The following is a 17008-nucleotide window of genomic DNA, read 5'->3' on the forward strand; positions in this document are numbered from 1 at the left end:
AGAAATTAGGCTTGGACTAGCTTTGGAGGTGTTTAGGCAACAAAAAAACCAGGTATTTTCAACCTGGTTTAAGGGCTTATTTTTCTCCTGAGAGTTCTTTCCCGAGGTTAATCAAATAAGTTTTCAAGTCATCTTTGACTTGAGGATGTCTAAGTGCGTAGTCGATTGAAGTTTTCATAAAGCCAAACTTGTCTCCAACATCATAACGAGCCCCCTTGAATTCACGAGCAAATACACGTTGAGTTTTGTTGAGGGTATCGATAGCGTCTGTTAGCTGGATTTCATTTCCGGCACCAGGTTTTTGATTTTCAAGAATAGCAAAAATCTCTGGTGTGAGAAGATAGCGACCAATGATGGCTAAATCACTAGGTGCGTCTTCAGGTGCTGGTTTTTCAACGAAGGTTTCAACGCTATAAAGTCCATCTTTGCCTTCTCCTTGAGGAGCGACGACACCATAAGCAGAGACTTCTTCGTGTGGTACAGGCATTACAGCGATAGTAGAAGCGTGAGTTTCTTCGTAATCATTCATGAGTTGCTTGGTCAATGGGACAGCATTGTCATCAGTGATATCCATGAGGTCATCTCCCAGCATGACCACAAAAGGTTCATTCCCAACGAATGCTTTGGCTTGTAAAACGGCATCTCCGAGTCCACGTGGGTGTGTTTGACGGATGAAGTGAAGGCGCATGCCAGTCGTTTCATCAACTAATTTTAAGAGATCTGTTTTTCCTTTTTCCTTAAGGTTATATTCTAGTTCAAAGTTTGAGTCAAAGTGGTCTTCGATAGAACGTTTTGACTTCCCTGTTACAACAAGAATGTCCTCAATTCCAGACTTGAGAGCTTCTTCTACGATGAATTGAATAGTTGGTTTATCTACGATTGGCAACATTTCTTTTGCCAAGGCTTTGGTTGCAGGTAGGAAACGAGTTCCAAGTCCCGCAGCAGGGATAACAGCTTTTCTAACTTTTTGCTTCATGAGCTTCCTTTCTAACGGGGATTATGACCACTCGTTTTCTGCCTTGAACTCGTTACTCATGAGTTCAGAAACAGCATCCTTAATATTAACATTTTCATAAATAACTTGGTAAATAGCCTGGGTAATAGGCATATAGACTCCAAGCTCTTGCGCCAATTCGTAAGCAGCTTTGGTTGTTGAAATTCCTTCGATGACCATTCCCATATTTGCTTCGATATCTGCCAAGGCTTCACCACGCCCAAGAGCATCACCTGCTCGCCAGTTACGTGAGTGGATAGAAGTTCCGGTAACGATTAAATCCCCAACTCCAGAAAGACCACTGTAAGTTAATGGATTTGCTCCAAGCTTGACTCCTAGACGAGTGATTTCCGCAAGCCCGCGCGTGATAATCGCCGCCTTAGCATTATCACCAAAGCCAAGTCCATGAAGGGCCCCTGCACCAACAGCAATGATATTTTTAAGAGCACCAGCTGTTTCCACTCCAATCACATCTGTATTGGTATAAAGACGGAAGTAGTGGTTACTAAAGAGTGTCTGAACATACTGAGCTGTTTGTAAATCTTTAGAAGCAGCAGTAATCAAGGTGATGTCGCGGACGATTGTTTCTTCTGCGTGACTAGGACCAGATACAACCACAATTTCACTGCGGAACTCTTCAGGGATTTCTTCTTCAAGAATGGTTGAAAGACGTTTGTGACTATTTGGCTCGAGACCTTTTGAAGCATGCATAATCACTACTTTATGGTCCAAAACAGCAGCTACCTGTTGAGCTACCAATCTTGTCACCCTAGTTGGGACTACGAACAAGACAGCGTCAACGCCCTTCAAGACTTCTGCCAAATCATGGTAGGCAACGATCTTTTCGTCTAATACAGTATCCTTAAAATAGCGTTTGTTGGTATGTTGTGTATTGATTTCGTCAATTTGGTCAGGAATATTTCCCCAGATACGTACTTCATGTCCATTGTCATTTAAAACTTGTGACAGAGCAGTACCCCAAGAACCAGGCCCTAAAACAGCGATGGTTTGTTTGTTCATTTTCCCCTCCTTCTGAGAAAGCACTTTCCTATATTTTACCATAAAAAGCACTAACTTGCATTAATATTATTTATTAAGAATTATTTGAATAGGAAATTATATAAATTGGAGAAATTTGAGAAACTATCAGTATAAATGTCTAGTATTTAAAGGTCAAAACGATAAAAATGACGAAAAGAGAAACAATATTTTCCTTAAAAATGGTATAATAGGAGCATCACGAAAATTGGAGAGACAGCATGAGTTTTTACAATCATAAAGAAATCGAGCCTAAGTGGCAGAAACACTGGGCTGAAAATCACACCTTTAAGACAGGAACAGATGCATCAAAACCTAAGTTTTATGCATTGGACATGTTCCCTTATCCATCTGGAGCAGGTCTGCACGTAGGACACCCAGAAGGCTATACAGCGACAGATATTCTCAGTCGTTTCAAACGTGCCCAAGGCTACAACGTCCTTCACCCAATGGGCTGGGATGCTTTTGGTTTGCCTGCGGAGCAATATGCTATGGATACAGGGAATGACCCAGCGGAATTCACCGCTGAAAACATTGCCAACTTCAAACGCCAAATCAATGCGCTTGGATTTTCATACGACTGGGACCGTGAAGTCAATACTACAGATCCAAACTACTACAAGTGGACGCAATGGATTTTCACTAAGCTTTACGAAAAAGGCTTGGCTTATGAAGCTGAAGTGCCAGTAAACTGGGTTGAAGAATTGGGAACAGCTATCGCCAACGAAGAAGTTCTTCCAGATGGAACATCTGAGCGTGGAGGCTATCCAGTTGTCCGCAAACCAATGCGCCAATGGATGCTCAAAATCACTGCCTATGCAGAGCGCTTGCTCAATGACTTGGATGATCTTGACTGGCCAGAGTCTATCAAGGATATGCAACGCAACTGGATTGGTAAATCAACTGGTGCCAATGTCACTTTCAAAGTGAAAGGAACAGACAAGGAATTCACCGTCTTTACGACACGTCCGGATACTCTTTTCGGGGCAACCTTCACTGTTTTGGCGCCTGAGCATGACTTGGTAGATGCTATCACAACACCTGAACAAGCTGAGGCTGTAGCTGATTACAAACACCAAGCCAGCTTGAAATCAGACTTGGCTCGTACAGACCTTGCCAAGGAAAAAACAGGGGTTTGGACTGGTGCTTATGCCATCAACCCTGTAAATGGCAAAGAAATTCCAATCTGGATTGCCGACTATGTTCTTTCTAGTTACGGAACAGGTGCTGTTATGGCTGTACCTGCCCATGACCAACGTGACTGGGAATTTGCCAAACAGTTTGGTCTTCCAATCGTAGAAGTGTTGGAAGGTGGAAATGTAGCAGAAGCTGCTTATACTGAAGATGGCCTTCACGTTAATTCAGAATTCCTAGATGGGCTCAACAAAGAAGATGCGATTGCCAAGATTGTCGCTTGGTTGGAAGAAGCAGGCTGTGGCCAAGAGAAGGTGACTTACCGCCTCCGCGACTGGCTCTTTAGCCGTCAACGTTACTGGGGTGAACCAATCCCAATCATTCATTGGGAAGATGGGACTTCGACAGCCGTTCCAGAAAGCGACCTCCCACTTGTCTTGCCGGTAACCAAGGACATCCGCCCTTCAGGTACTGGGGAAAGCCCACTAGCTAACTTAACAGACTGGCTAGAAGTGACTCGTGAAGATGGGATCAAAGGTCGTCGTGAAACCAACACTATGCCACAATGGGCTGGTTCAAGCTGGTACTACCTCCGTTATATCGATCCACATAACACTGAGAAATTGGCCGATGAGGACCTCCTCAAACAATGGTTGCCAGTCGATATCTACGTGGGTGGTGCAGAACACGCTGTTCTTCACTTGCTTTACGCTCGCTTTTGGCACAAATTCCTTTATGATATCGATGTTGTTCCAACTAAAGAACCATTCCAAAAACTCTTTAACCAAGGAATGATCTTAGGAACAAGCTACCGTGACCACCGTGGTGCTCTTGTAGCGACTGACAAGGTTGAAAAACGTGACGGTTCCTTCTTCCATGTGGAAACAGGAGAAGAATTGGAGCAAGCACCAGCCAAGATGTCTAAATCCCTCAAGAACGTGGTCAACCCAGACGATGTGGTGGAACAATATGGTGCTGATACCCTTCGTGTCTATGAAATGTTTATGGGACCACTCGATGCTTCAATCGCTTGGTCAGAAGAAGGTCTGGAAGGAAGTCGTAAGTTCCTCGACCGTGTTTACCGTTTGATCACAAGTAAGGAAATCGTTGCGGAAAACAATGGTGCCCTTGACAAGGTTTATAACGAAACCGTTAAAGCTGTCACTGAGCAAATCGAGTCCATGAAATTCAACACAGCCATTGCCCAACTCATGGTCTTTGTTAATGCGGCCAACAAGGAAGACAAACTCTATGTGGACTACGCCAAAGGCTTTATCCAATTGATAGCCCCATTTGCCCCTCACTTGGCAGAAGAACTCTGGCAAACAGTCGCAGCAACAGGTGAGTCTATCTCTTACGTAGCTTGGCCAACATGGGACGAAAGCAAATTGGTTGAAGACGAAATCGAAATCGTCGTCCAAATCAAAGGTAAAGTCCGTGCCAAACTCATGGTTGCGAAAGACCTTTCACGTGAAGAATTGCAAGAAGTGGCTCTGGCTGACGAAAAAGTCAAAACAGAGATTGATGGCAAGGAAATCGTGAAAGTAATTGCGGTACCGAACAAACTCGTTAATATTGTTGTTAAATAACGAGTTTATTAGCACTATTTGCCACCTTCAATAGTCCACTGGACTATTGAAGCCAACTAAATTGGTTAACATTGTTGTGAAATAAAGAAGAAGGACATCAGTTAAAATCTCTTAGAAAATGGTAGGGAGGTTTGCTATGATTAACATTACAAAAGAAATATCTGTTTCAATTGATGACGTTTTGCATCTCTATCAGGCAGTTAGCTGGACAAACTATACCAATCAACCACAGATGTTGGAGCAGGCCTTGTCTCACTCACTGGCCATTTATCTAGCGCATGATGGTGAGGAAATCGTTGGTTTAGTGCGTCTGGTTGGAGACGGTTTTTCATCCGTTTTTGTCCAGGATTTGATTGTTTTGCCTAGCTATCAGCGCCAAGGAATTGGTAGTAACTTGATGAAAGAAGCCTTGGCTGACTATAAGGATGCCTACCAAATACAACTTGCGACTGAACAGACAGAAAAAACCTTGGTTTTTTTACCGTTCTCTGGGGTTTGAAACCTTATCTACTTATGATTGTACAGGAATGATTTGGGTGGATCGAAAAAAATTAAAATAATTCTTTTATCTTAAGTTAACTTTAAGTTTACTCATGTATCATGTAATCATTAAGTAAAGACCTCCTAACTTTATTTAATAGAAATCCTAAACTTTTCTTTTTCATAATAATCTCCCTAAAGGAGCCACCCAATCAGGTGGCTTTTTTTATGTTCAAATGCAGAAGTTTTAAGGTAGAATTGACCACATAATCATCCATTTCGACCACATAGCACCAAACTATATTTTTTCTTTTTTCTTTTTGTTAAACTGAAGGTGTAAAAAGGAGGAAGGAAATATGATTTTACAAGCAAAAGGCCTCACTAAGAACTATGGAGACCATACAGCAGTAAGAGATATAAATTTAGAGTTTAAAAAAGGAAGTTTTAACGCAATCTTAGGACCTAATGGGGCTGGAAAATCGACCACGATTTCAATGTTAATCGGACTTAAACGAGCAACTAATGGTCAAATCATCTATGCGCCCAATACTAGGATTGGAGTTGTTTTTCAAGCAAGTGTATTGGATGAAAAGTTGACGGTCAAAGAAAACCTAGCCATTCGAGCCAAACAATATAAGGGAATTACCTATAATCGTGTCGATGAGTTGATCCATCAACTGGGTTTGACAGCTTTTCAAAAACAACTTTATGGAACTTTATCCGGAGGACAGAAACGTCGAGTTGACATTGCTCGTGCTCTCCTTTCAAAACCGGATATTCTCTTTTTAGATGAACCGACGACAGGACTAGACATTCAGACTCGTAAATCCATTTGGGACTTATTGTACCGTCTACAAAGGGATGAAGAGATGACTATTATCTTAACGACTCATTATCTGGATGAAGCAGATGAGGCAGATCAACTTTATATTATAGATCATGGAAAGGTTATTGCCCAAGGTTCTGCTGCTGAAATTAAAAGTGAGTACGCTTCTAATCTTTTAAAAATTTGTTTTAAGGATAAGCAGGTGGAGAAATTCTTACCTAAAAATATGCCTGTGGAAAAGGAAAATGAGTTTGAGTATAGTCTTTATCCCGAGACCCAATTGGAAGCTATAGATTATTTGACCCAAGTTCGTGAGAAGATAGCTGGCTTTGAATTTCGTCCAGGAACTATGGACGATGCCTTCATTGCTCTTACAGGAAGAGAGGTACGCTAATGTTAGCCTTATTAAAACGTGATTTTTTGTTGTATGTTCGTAATCGTTCAGGAGTTTTCTTCTCATTACTAGGAGCTTTGATTTCCTTTCTACTTTATATCATCTTTTTGCAGAAGAATTTGACAGATGCTTGGTCCCAACTTCCCAATAGTACGAGTCTTTTAAACGGTTGGTTGATGGGAGGAACATTAGCAGTTACAGGAATTACGACCAGTTTTGCTGCTCTGACCCAGATGGTACAAGACCGTGAAAATCAAGTGGATCAGGATCTTTTTTTGACAGACCTAGGAAGATGGGGTTTGGATCTGTCTTATCTTATCAGTAGCTTTGTCATTTCCTTTGTCATGCAGGTCTTTATGTTTATAATTATGAGCCTTTATTTCCAAGAAATCCCGATCATGAGTCATCTACTCGAAATCAGTTTGATCATGTTGCTAAGTAGCCTTCTTTCAACATTGGTAAATGCACTCCTGATTTATCATTTCCAGTCAGTAGATAGTCTGGGTAAATTGGCTACAATTGTAGGTACAGCTTCAGGATTTTTAGTGGGTACTTATGTTCCGATGGGAATTCTTCCTAACTTCGCTCAAGTTCTCATGAAGTGCACGCCAGCTACCTATATTGCTTCGCTCTATAGACAGGTCTTAATGAGGGAGCAATTAGATAGTACATTTATGGGGAATAATAGCTTGTTAGAAGAGTTTCAAGAAAAATTGGGGGTCCAGATTCATTGGCAGGAGCTATTAACAAAGGAAGAAACATACTTAATAGTGGTGAGTATCTGCCTCCTAACTTTTCTGCTTTGGTTGGTGTTGGTTAAGATTTCTAGCAAGAAAAAATATAATCATTTTATCTTAAGTTAACTTTAAGTTTACTCATGTATCCTATAATCATTAAATAAAGACCTCCTAACTTTATTTAATAGAAATCCTAAACTTTTCTTTTTCATAATAATCTCCCTAAAGAAGCCACCAAATCAGGTGGCTTTTTTGTTTGTAGGCTGGATTTTTGCTATAATAGGAACATGAGTAGAATTTTAGATAATGAAATCATGGGTGATGAGGAGTTGGTAGAGCGTACCCTCCGTCCCCAATATTTACGTGAATATATCGGTCAGGACAAGGTAAAGGATCAGCTTCAAATCTTTATCGAGGCAGCAAAAATGCGTGATGAAGCGCTGGATCATGTTCTTTTGTTTGGCCCTCCAGGTCTTGGGAAGACAACCATGGCCTTTGTCATTGCCAATGAATTGGGAGTTAATCTCAAACAGACGTCTGGTCCCGTTATCGAAAAAGCGGGTGATCTGGTAGCGATTTTGAATGACTTGGAGCCAGGAGATGTTCTTTTTATTGACGAGATTCATCGCTTACCCATGTCGGTAGAAGAGGTACTTTACAGTGCCATGGAAGACTTCTACATTGACATTATGATTGGTGCTGGTGAAACCAGTCGCAGCGTTCATCTGGAATTGCCACCTTTTACCTTGATTGGGGCGACAACTCGAGCCGGGATGCTTTCAAATCCTCTTCGTGCCCGTTTTGGGATTACAGGTCACATGGAATATTACGAACATGCCGACTTGACAGAGATTGTCGAGCGGACGGCAGATATTTTTGAGATGGAAATCACTCATGAGGCAGCTTCCGAGTTAGCCTTGCGCAGTCGTGGGACTCCTCGTATCGCCAATCGTCTCCTCAAGCGCGTGCGTGACTTTGCGCAGATTATGGGCGATGGCTTGATTGATGATGTGATTACGGATAAGGCCTTGACTATGCTGGATGTAGACCATGAAGGTTTGGACTATGTAGACCAGAAAATCCTTCGCACCATGATTGAGATGTATGGCGGTGGTCCTGTCGGTCTAGGAACTCTTTCTGTGAATATCGCTGAAGAACGTGAGACGGTAGAGGATATGTATGAACCTTACCTGATTCAGAAAGGATTTATCATGCGAACTCGTTCAGGACGAGTTGCGACAGCCAAGGCTTATGAGCATTTGGGGTATGAATATATTGAAAAATGAGACTGAAATCTTAGACTCTTTCAGAGAAAATCCTGACATGATGGCTATTCTGACCATCATCCGTGACTTGGAGTTAAAAGATTCCTGGTTGGCGGCTGGTTCAGTTCGAAATTTTATTTGGAATCTCTTGTCAGATAAACCAGCCTTTGACCGTGAAACGGATGTGGATGTCATTTTCTTTGACCCAGAGGTGAGTTATGAAGAAACGCTGGCAATAGAAAACAAGTTGAGAGAGGATTTTCCTCAGTATCAATGGGAGCTGAAGAATCAAGCCTATATGCATCAGCATAGTCCCCATACGGAACCGTATGTGAATTCCTGTGACGCTATGAGTAAATATCCCGAACGTTGTACAGCGATAGGACTTCGCTTGCATGCTGATGCAACTTTAGAGCTCTTTGCTCCTTATGGTTTAGAGGATATTTTGAACTTTCAGGTTTCTCCAACTCCCCATTTTTTAGAAAATGACGACCGGATGAAGCTTTATCAACAGCGTTTATCTAAGAAAAACTGGCAAGTAAAATGGAAAAATCTCACATTTAAAAATACTTAAGGAAACTTTAAGATAGGAGCTGTATACTTATCTCATAAGTTAAGAAGACCTTAACTTATACTCCTAAAACTTTTTCATAATAATCTCCCTATAAAAAAATTAAGTCGCCCAATCAGGCGGCTTTTTTTTGTTGCGAACTCGAAGTGAGAATGGTTTCTAATAAAGGGCAAACACCGGCGAAATGTTGACAAAGGGGAAAGATTTCTCTAGTATAAGAAGTGAGCTAGAGATTTTCTGAGATTAGAGTAAATTGAAGTCCAGTGGTTTGAGAAAGAGATGTTGAACAATGACTAAAAGAATGAAAAACAATAGGAAACTAGTTAATCTAGGATTGTATAAAAACAAAATAGTCTATTATGACTTAAAAGAAAAGAAACTTTACTTTTCAATTCTCGAAAGAACATCTAAGAATTACCATTACTATACTCTTGGACTCACTTTGCTATCTCTCCCCATTATTAGATTGCTGAATGGTTTAACCATTTTTGATATACCTACTATCAAATATTCTAGTTTCATTCTATGTTCCTGTCTTTCCTTGCTCATAGGGAAATTTGTAGTTGACTATTATGACAAAGACTTGGACTTATATCCTGCATTGTTTACGGACATTGAGTACTCAGAGTTTTTAGAAATAGCAAAGAAAAATGGAACTCTTGCTTTCGTATTTATTTGTATTAGTAGTATCAGTTTGATAGGTTGCTTGATAGTTTACCTAGTCTATGCAAAGTTTTTAGGATTGCTGATTTATTCTGTTCTCTTGTTCATTCTCTACATCTGTGTAGTCAATAATGTACATAGAAGGAATAAAGTGATTAAAAAACTAATTTGGTTAACGATTAACGAATAAAGACCTTCCGTATTTTCCATATGATTTGGTTGCGGAAGGTGAGAAGGAATAATAAGTCTCGTGGAGTACTATGAATAAAATTTTTAAAAAAGATTGGAGTAAATATGAGTAACAAAGTATCAATTATGCAAGAAATGTTTAAAAAAGAAGGTTCAGATGAACTCGTTCCTGCAGTAACCATTATCTTGGATGGGCAAATTAGAAATATCATTGATGCCCTAACAGAACAGAATGGCTATGAAGGCTATCCAGAGGCTATTTCAGATATTCTTTTCAAAGGGATAGAAGGTATGATTAAAAAATAAATTGGAGAAAGATAATCCGAGAAAAAGAGAGCGAAAACCGCTCTCTTTTTATGATATAATAGCCCTATGAGATTAGATAAATTTTTAGTTGCCTGTGCAGTAGGAAGCCGGACGGGAGTCAAAAACTTTCTAAAGGCTGGGCGCGTGACGGTCAATGGCAAGAAAGAAAAATCTGCAAAGCTACAAATTGATGAAGAGACAGACGAGATCTGTTTTGACGGTAAAAAATTAGACTACGAGGAGTTTGTTTACTATATGATGAACAAGCCCCAGGGTGTTATTTCAGCAACTGAAGATCCTAAACACAAGACAGTCTTGGATTTGTTGGATGACTATGCACGTGCCAAGGAAGTTTTCCCTGTAGGACGTTTGGATATCGATACGCATGGACTCTTGCTCTTGACCAATGATGGCAAGCTGGCTCATGCTCTTCTTTCACCAAAACGCCATGTGGATAAGACCTATCTGGCGCAGGTCAAGGGAATGATGACAGATGCAGATGTTGAGACATTTGCGCAAGGGATTCCACTTAAAGACTTTACCTGTCAGCCTGCCAAACTGGAGCTTTTGTCTATTGATAGGGAAAAGGCTGAAAGTCTGGTTCGAGTGACTATTGCAGAAGGGAAATTCCACCAGGTCAAACGGATGGTGGCCTACTGTGGTAAGGAAGTTGTGGACTTGCAACGTTTAACCATGGGAACTTTGACCTTGGATGAGGATTTGAAACGTGGAGAATGGCGTCGTTTAACCAAGGAAGAACTAGAAGGGTTGCTTGAGAGTGTTCAATAAACTGGATAATCGGAAAAGGTAGGGGAAATATCCCTACCTTTTTCAGTTTTTGGTTGCTTCCTTTGTGAAAAGCGTTATAATAGACAGTAAGAAAAAAGGAGGATTTTATGAACGCGATTCAAGAATCATTTACAGATAAATTATTTGCCAACTATGAAGCAAATGTAAAATACCAAGCTATCGAAAATGCTGCCAGTCACAATGGAATTTTTGCAGCCCTAGAGCGTCGCCAAAGCCATGTAGACAACACACCTGTTTTCTCACTTGACTTGACTAAGGACAAGGTCACTAACCAGAAAGCATCTGGTCGTTGCTGGATGTTTGCGGCACTTAATACTTTCCGCCACAAACTCATCTCTCAATACAAACTAGAAAACTTTGAATTGTCACAAGCCCACACCTTCTTCTGGGACAAGTATGAAAAATCTAACTGGTTCTTGGAGCAAGTCATTGCGACTGCTGACCAAGAATTGACAAGCCGCAAGGTTAGCTTCCTACTCCAAACCCCACAACAAGATGGTGGTCAGTGGGATATGGTAGTTTCTCTCTTTGAGAAATACGGTGTCGTTCCTAAGTCTGTTTATCCAGAGTCTGTTTCATCTAGCAGTAGCCGTGAGCTCAATGCAATCCTTAACAAATTGCTTCGTCAAGATGCTCAAATCTTGCGTGACCTCTTGGCTTCTGGCGCTGACCAAGCGACTGTTCAAGCTAAGAAAGAAGACCTCTTACAAGAAATCTTTAATTTCCTTGCCATGTCACTAGGTCTCCCACCACGTCAATTTGACTTTGCTTATCGCGATAAGGATAACAACTACCAAAGTGAAAAAGGCATCACGCCACAAGAATTTTACAAGAAATATGTTGACCTTCCACTAGAAGACTATGTTTCTGTGATCAATGCTCCAACTGCTGATAAACCTTACGGTAGATCTTACACAGTTGAGATGTTGGGAAATGTTGTTGGTAGCCGTGCAGTTCGCTACATCAACGTACCGATGGAACGCTTGAAAGAATTGGCCATTGCCCAAATGCAAACAGGAGAAACTGTCTGGTTTGGTTCAGATGTCGGCCAGCTCAGCAACCGTAAAGCAGGAATCCTTGCGACAGATGTTTATGACTTTGAATCAAGTATGGACATTCAACTCACTCAAGACAAGGCAGGACGTTTGGACTACAGCGAAAGCTTGATGACCCACGCTATGGTCTTGACAGGTGTTGATTTGGATGAAAATGGTAAATCAACTAAGTGGAAAGTTGAAAACTCATGGGGAGACAAGGTCGGTACAGATGGTTACTTTGTTGCCTCAGATGCTTGGATGGACGAATACACTTACCAAATCGTTGTACGTAAAGAATTGCTGACAGCAGAAGAACAAGCTGCCTATGAAGCAGAACCAATCGTGCTTGCACCATGGGATCCAATGGGTGCCTTGGCAGAATAATTGAAAATAAAAAAGAGGCTGGGACAAAAGTCCTAGCCTCTCAATTGTCTTTGGATTGTCGAGCAAGACGCAGTGGTTGAGTGGGCTCTACTACGCTGATTTCATCAGCTTTTACAGCCCTACTCAACTGTGCGGAGGTGGGACGACGAAATCGAATTCTAACGAATTACCGATTTCTGTCCCACTCTCTTTTTTGTTTATACATTCTCACCGAGATTACATGATACCGAAGAAACGAGCTGCGATACCAACTGCAAAGAGGGCAAGGATGATTGTGATTGGAGATACTTTTTTCTTAAGCAACCACATGCAAAGGAAAGTAAGGAGAAGTCCCATCAATCCTGGAATCAATGAGTCCAACTGACCTTGAAGTGTTTGTGGTTGAACGCTATCCAAACTCAAACCGCTAAGTGCTTGGCCGAGGATTCCCTTCAATTCTCCACCTGTAACAGGACCTTCTGGGAAGACGATGTAAGCACCTTCTGACAATTGTTTACCTGGAAGGTTGATAGTGAAGTTGATTGATACCCAACGTTGTACAAGAACGGCAAGGATGAACATACCAAGGATAGAAGCTCCTTTAGTGATGTCTTTCAAGATACCACCTGACATGTCTTTGGTGATTTCAGATCCAGCCTTGTAACCAAACTCTTGTGTATACCAAAGGAAAGACATACGGATTGCATTCCATCCAAAGAAGAAGAGAAGTGGTCCAACGATATTACCAGTTGCTGCAAGTGATGCACCAAGGGCACCAAGGATAGGACGTACTGTAAACCAGAAGACTGGGTCACCGATACCAGCAAGAGGTCCCATCATACCAATCTTAACACCTTGGATAGCAGCATCATCGATGTCAGTACCGTTTGCGCGTTCTTCTTCAAGTGCAAGAGTAACCCCCATGATTGGAGCAGCTACGTATGGGTGAGTGTTGAAGAACTCAAGGTGGCGCTCAAGAGCAGCGGCTTGGTCTTCTTTTTTAGTGTAAAGTTTCTTGATAGCTGGGATCAAAGAGTAAGCCCAACCCAAGTTTTGCATACGTTCGTAGTTCCATGAACCTTGAAGGAATTGTGAACGCCACCAAACTTTTTGGCGATCTGATTTTGATAATTGAATTTTTTCAGCCATGATTGTTCCCCTTTCTAGTAGTCTTCTAGGATATCACCGATTGGATCGTTAGAAGTTGCAGCTCCTCCGCCACCGTTTCCACCTTGTTTAGAAAGGTTGAGGTAGATGAAGGCAAGGGCAACACCGATGACACCAAGGGCAATCAAAGTCAATTGAGAGATTGCTGCAAGAGCAAAACCGATAGCGAAGAATGGCCATACTTCACGAGTAGCCATCATGTTGATAACCAAAGCGTAACCAACGGCAACGACCATGGCACCACCGACAGCCATACCACCTTTAAGCCATTCTGGCATAAGTTCCAATACTCCTTGAACTGCTTCAGTTGGCATTGCAAGCAAGAGTGCAGCTGGGATAGCAATACGTAGACCTTGAAGAGCAAGAGCAAAGTAGTGAGCGCGTTCAACAGCTGCAATGTTTCCTTCTTTAGCAGCAGCATCTGCAGTGTGAACCAAACCAACTGAGATTGTACGAACGATCATAGTCAAGAAAAGTCCAGCTACGGCAAGAGGGATTGCAGTTGCAGTTGCGACTGCGATACCTTCAGTAGTAAAGTTACCACCTTTGATCATGATAATTGCAGCAGCAACAGAAGCAAGAGCCGCGTCAGGAGCTACGGCAGCTCCGATGTTAGCCCAACCAAGGGCGATCATTTGAAGTGATCCACCAAGCATAACCCCTGCTTCGAGGTTACCAGTTACAAGACCGATAAGGGTACATGCTACGATTGGTTGATGGAATTGGAATTGGTCGAGGATACCTTCAAGACCTGCGAAGAAGGCAACAACTACAACCAAGATAGCAGAAATGATTGAAATATCTGACATGGTTTTATTCCTTTTCTATTTAATGTTAATTATTGAACGTTAGCTTTGCTAATCAAGTCAAACAAATCTTTTTTCGTGTCGTTTGGTACTTTACGTACGTCAAATTCAACACCAAGGTCACGCATTTTTTCAAATGTAGCAACGTCGTCTTTGTCCATTGACAATACGTTGTTGATCATTGTTTTACCAGTTGAGTGAGCCATTGATCCAACGTTAAGAGTCTTGATTGGTACACCGCCTTCGATAGCACGAAGGGCATCTTGAGGTGTTTCAAACAAGATAAGGGCGTGTGTGTTACCAAAACGAGGGTCTTTTGCAACCTCAATCAATTTTTTGATTGGCACAACGTTAGCTTTTACTCCGTTAGGAGCTGCTTGTTTGATCAACTCTTTACGCAATTCGTCGTTTGCAACGTTATCTGAAGCAACGATAATACGGTCTGCTTTTGAATCTGGTGTCCAAGCAGTTGCGACTTGCCCGTGAAGGAGACGTGTGTCAAGACGTGCAAGGTTGATTTTCAATTTTCCGTCTCCGATAACAGTTCCTTCTGGAATAGCAGCTTGGGCTACTGGAGCAGCTGCAGCAGTTGCAATTTCCTCAGCTGGGTTTAGCTCTTCTGGAAGAGCCTTGATGCCATCCTTAGCTTCTTTAATGATGTTCGCAGCAACTTTAGCCACTCCGGCATTAGCGTCCATCAGGCGTTCGGTGTAGGCTTGGATTAACATCGGCAAGTTAAGTCCTGTGATGATGGCAAATTTACGCTCAGGATTTTCTCCCATTACGCGGCTAGCTTGGTTAAATGGAGAACCACTCCAAAGGTCAGCCAAGACTAGAACCTCATCTTCTGCGTCAAATGCAGCCACAGCATTGTTGAATTTTGCGTATAAATCATCTGGACCTTCGTTTGGCATAAAGGTTACAACTTGAACCTTTTCTTGTTCACCAAAGATCATAGATCCTGACTGATGAATACCCGCGGCAAATTCACCGTGACTCGCAATAATGATTCCGATACTCATTATTGTCATTCCTCCTTATAAAATGTTTGACTTGTAGTTTAAGAAAACTTTAAGACTAACTAAGTATAAACCGTTTTCATAAAAAAATCAACAAATTAAATTAAATTATACAAAAATTATAGGAGTAATGATTTTTAAAGATATTAATATATCAACATTTTTAGAATAGGTTTTAAAAGCAAACATGTAAAATTTAATATAAATTCCAAATCTGTCCTTATTTTGTAAAAAGTTTGTTTTCGACAAGATTATCTCTGATTTTTGGTATAATAGAGAGTAATTTATTTTCTAGTATGAGAAGTTAGAGTGAGAGGTATGTATGTCCCCTTCAATTCAGTTATTAAAAGACCGCTATTTAAAAAATATCAAAGAAAATCCAGATCTCTACATCGGTATTGAGTTGGAGTTTCCTATCGTTCATACGAAAGGCCAACCTACAGATATTGAAGTCAGCAAGGATTTGTTGCGCTTTTTGGTGAATGCTCTCAGTCTGAAAGTTGAAAAAGAGGACCAGGATGGCAATCCAATTCAGCTTGTAGAACCAAAGAGTCAGGACCGGATTCTGTTTGAGGTTTCCTACACGACCTTGGAGTTTGCCTTTGGTAGAGCTCAGGATATCCAAGAGGTTCAAGGACGCTTTGATGCCTATATGAAGGTCATTCAGGAAAAGCTAGGAGAAAAGGATCATGCTATCCAGGGTTGGGGGATTCACCCAAACTGGAATCAAAATGACAATCGACCTGTGGCTTATCCACGCTATCAGATGCTGATGGATTATCTGAGTATGGGGAGTCACCAAGAAAGTGCGCATTTACATGACTTTCCGCAATACGGAGCCTTCATCTGCGGGAGTCAAGTCCAGTTGGATGTTTCGACCGATAACTACCTACGTGTCATCAATGCTTTCACACAGATAGAGGCAGCCAAAGCTTACCTGTTTGCCAATTCTGAGTTTTCTGGAGCGGACTGGGACACCCAGATTTCACGAGATATTTTTTGGGAAGACTCCATGCATGGGATTTATCCAGAGAATGTTGGTGTCAATACCAGACTCTTTAAAGATGAGGATGATTTCTTTGATTATTTAGACCATTCTGCGATTTTTACAGCAGAACGAGATGGAGAAACCTACTATTTTTCTCCGATTCGAGCTAGAGATTACCTAGCTACTGACGAGATTCCTGCCTATACTCTAAATGGGAAAGAAACACTTCTTGTCCCTCAAGAGAAGGATTTCCAAACGCACCGTAGCTACCAATTCCAAGATTTAACAACTCGAGGAACGGTCGAATTTCGGAGTGTTTGTACCCAGCCACTAGACCGCACTTTTGCTTCAGCAGCCTTTCATCTAGGTTTGTTGGTGAATCTTGACAAGCTTGAAGCTTACCTAGAAACAGCTCCTTTCTTTGAAAGTTTTGGTCGTGACTACAAGTCTTTGAGAAGACAATTTTCTAAGAAACACCTCACAGATGAAGAAACAGCTGGGATTGTCCAGTTCTCCAAAGACTTGCTAGCGATAGCAGAGAAAGGACTTGAGATGAGAGGGCAGAGTGAAACGACTTATTTAGAACCTTTGAAAGAAGAAATGGACGTATAAATTTCTTATAACGGAAGAAT

The 17008-nt window shown here is 41.4% G+C and carries 14 protein-coding genes and 1 pseudogene; 10 read left to right on the plus strand and 5 right to left on the minus strand.

Translation table 11 applies throughout. The features are described from left to right. Positions 1-76: 76 nt before the first annotated feature. Complete coding sequence (gene galU / locus ACWPUA_RS04700) at positions 77-976, minus strand: UTP--glucose-1-phosphate uridylyltransferase GalU (protein ID WP_454379484.1); 900 nt, start codon at positions 974-976, stop codon at positions 77-79. Positions 977-997: 21 nt separating this feature from the next. Continuing rightward, the gene (locus tag ACWPUA_RS04705) at positions 998-2014 is read right to left on the minus strand and encodes an NAD(P)H-dependent glycerol-3-phosphate dehydrogenase (RefSeq protein ID WP_454379486.1); all 1017 of its coding nucleotides are present in this window, start codon (positions 2012-2014) and stop codon (positions 998-1000) included. Positions 2015-2253: 239 nt separating this feature from the next. Between ACWPUA_RS04705 and leuS the strand changes: the two genes are divergently transcribed. From leuS to pepC, 9 genes and pseudogenes are all read left to right on the plus strand, one after another. Beyond that, on the plus strand, positions 2254-4755 hold the full coding sequence (leuS, locus tag ACWPUA_RS04710; protein ID WP_454379488.1) for a leucine--tRNA ligase: 2502 nt from the start codon (positions 2254-2256) through the stop codon (positions 4753-4755). A gap of 136 nt (positions 4756-4891) precedes the next feature. Then, positions 4892-5315, plus strand: a pseudogene (locus ACWPUA_RS04715) (GNAT family N-acetyltransferase). A 276-nt stretch (positions 5316-5591) separates the two neighbouring features. Beyond that, positions 5592-6455 carry an ABC transporter ATP-binding protein gene (locus ACWPUA_RS04720; protein WP_454379490.1) on the plus strand — a complete coding sequence of 288 codons (864 nt, stop codon included), beginning with the start codon at positions 5592-5594 and terminating at the stop codon, positions 6453-6455. After that, on the plus strand, positions 6455-7318 hold the full coding sequence (locus ACWPUA_RS04725) for an ABC transporter permease (protein ID WP_454379492.1): 864 nt from the start codon (positions 6455-6457) through the stop codon (positions 7316-7318). The genes ACWPUA_RS04720 and ACWPUA_RS04725 overlap by 1 nt, the downstream gene beginning before the upstream one ends. Before the next feature lie 161 nt (positions 7319-7479). Then, a complete protein-coding gene (ruvB, locus tag ACWPUA_RS04730; RefSeq protein WP_454379494.1) occupies positions 7480-8478 on the plus strand; it encodes a Holliday junction branch migration DNA helicase RuvB in 999 nt (332 codons plus the stop codon). Next, complete coding sequence (locus tag ACWPUA_RS04735) at positions 8459-9031, plus strand: nucleotidyltransferase family protein (protein ID WP_454379496.1); 573 nt, start codon at positions 8459-8461, stop codon at positions 9029-9031. Before ruvB ends, ACWPUA_RS04735 begins: the two co-directional genes overlap by 20 nt. Before the next feature lie 954 nt (positions 9032-9985). Continuing rightward, positions 9986-10186 carry a hypothetical protein gene (locus tag ACWPUA_RS04740; RefSeq protein WP_254724727.1) on the plus strand — a complete coding sequence of 67 codons (201 nt, stop codon included), beginning with the start codon at positions 9986-9988 and terminating at the stop codon, positions 10184-10186. 66 nt (positions 10187-10252) lie between these two features. Next, the gene (locus tag ACWPUA_RS04745; RefSeq protein WP_454379499.1) at positions 10253-10975 is read left to right on the plus strand and encodes a pseudouridine synthase; all 723 of its coding nucleotides are present in this window, start codon (positions 10253-10255) and stop codon (positions 10973-10975) included. A 107-nt stretch (positions 10976-11082) separates the two neighbouring features. Then, positions 11083-12417 carry an aminopeptidase C gene (gene pepC, locus ACWPUA_RS04750; protein ID WP_223334026.1) on the plus strand — a complete coding sequence of 445 codons (1335 nt, stop codon included), beginning with the start codon at positions 11083-11085 and terminating at the stop codon, positions 12415-12417. 216 nt (positions 12418-12633) lie between these two features. On the opposite strand, the gene ACWPUA_RS04755 is transcribed toward pepC, so the two are convergent. Genes ACWPUA_RS04755 through ACWPUA_RS04765 form a run of 3 tightly spaced genes read right to left on the minus strand, consistent with a single transcriptional unit; the run spans position 12634 to position 15391 of the window. Then, positions 12634-13545 (minus strand): PTS system mannose/fructose/sorbose family transporter subunit IID, encoded by a 912-nt coding sequence (locus ACWPUA_RS04755; RefSeq protein ID WP_414286862.1) that lies wholly within the window; start codon positions 13543-13545, stop codon positions 12634-12636. A 14-nt stretch (positions 13546-13559) separates the two neighbouring features. Then, a complete protein-coding gene (locus ACWPUA_RS04760; protein WP_006151319.1) occupies positions 13560-14372 on the minus strand; it encodes a PTS mannose/fructose/sorbose transporter subunit IIC in 813 nt (270 codons plus the stop codon). Between the two features lie 29 nt (positions 14373-14401). After that, positions 14402-15391 (minus strand): PTS sugar transporter subunit IIB, encoded by a 990-nt coding sequence (locus tag ACWPUA_RS04765; protein WP_036756858.1) that lies wholly within the window; start codon positions 15389-15391, stop codon positions 14402-14404. 319 nt (positions 15392-15710) lie between these two features. On the opposite strand from ACWPUA_RS04765, the gene ACWPUA_RS04770 reads away from it, so the two are divergent. Continuing rightward, entirely contained in the window at positions 15711-16988 is a 1278-nt protein-coding gene (locus tag ACWPUA_RS04770) for a gamma-glutamylcysteine synthetase (protein WP_454379502.1), read from the plus strand. Positions 16989-17008 lie beyond the last annotated feature (20 nt).

The organism is Streptococcus sp. Marseille-Q6504, from assembly GCF_965111625.1.

Excerpts from the sequence above, each read along its gene's own strand:
- galU (WP_454379484.1), bottom strand. The coding sequence starts at position 976 with ATGAAGCAAAAAGTTAGAAAAGCTGTTATCCCTGCTGCGGGACTTGGA.
- ACWPUA_RS04705 (WP_454379486.1), bottom strand. The coding sequence starts at position 2,014 with ATGAACAAACAAACCATCGCTGTTTTAGGGCCTGGTTCTTGGGGTACT.
- leuS (WP_454379488.1), top strand. The coding sequence starts at position 2,254 with ATGAGTTTTTACAATCATAAAGAAATCGAGCCTAAGTGGCAGAAACAC.
- ACWPUA_RS04720 (WP_454379490.1), top strand. The coding sequence starts at position 5,592 with ATGATTTTACAAGCAAAAGGCCTCACTAAGAACTATGGAGACCATACA.
- ACWPUA_RS04725 (WP_454379492.1), top strand. The coding sequence starts at position 6,455 with ATGTTAGCCTTATTAAAACGTGATTTTTTGTTGTATGTTCGTAATCGT.
- ruvB (WP_454379494.1), top strand. The coding sequence starts at position 7,480 with ATGAGTAGAATTTTAGATAATGAAATCATGGGTGATGAGGAGTTGGTA.
- ACWPUA_RS04735 (WP_454379496.1), top strand. The coding sequence starts at position 8,459 with ATGAATATATTGAAAAATGAGACTGAAATCTTAGACTCTTTCAGAGAA.
- ACWPUA_RS04740 (WP_254724727.1), top strand. The coding sequence starts at position 9,986 with ATGAGTAACAAAGTATCAATTATGCAAGAAATGTTTAAAAAAGAAGGT.
- ACWPUA_RS04745 (WP_454379499.1), top strand. The coding sequence starts at position 10,253 with ATGAGATTAGATAAATTTTTAGTTGCCTGTGCAGTAGGAAGCCGGACG.
- pepC (WP_223334026.1), top strand. The coding sequence starts at position 11,083 with ATGAACGCGATTCAAGAATCATTTACAGATAAATTATTTGCCAACTAT.
- ACWPUA_RS04755 (WP_414286862.1), bottom strand. The coding sequence starts at position 13,545 with ATGGCTGAAAAAATTCAATTATCAAAATCAGATCGCCAAAAAGTTTGG.
- ACWPUA_RS04760 (WP_006151319.1), bottom strand. The coding sequence starts at position 14,372 with ATGTCAGATATTTCAATCATTTCTGCTATCTTGGTTGTAGTTGTTGCC.
- ACWPUA_RS04765 (WP_036756858.1), bottom strand. The coding sequence starts at position 15,391 with ATGAGTATCGGAATCATTATTGCGAGTCACGGTGAATTTGCCGCGGGT.
- ACWPUA_RS04770 (WP_454379502.1), top strand. The coding sequence starts at position 15,711 with ATGTCCCCTTCAATTCAGTTATTAAAAGACCGCTATTTAAAAAATATC.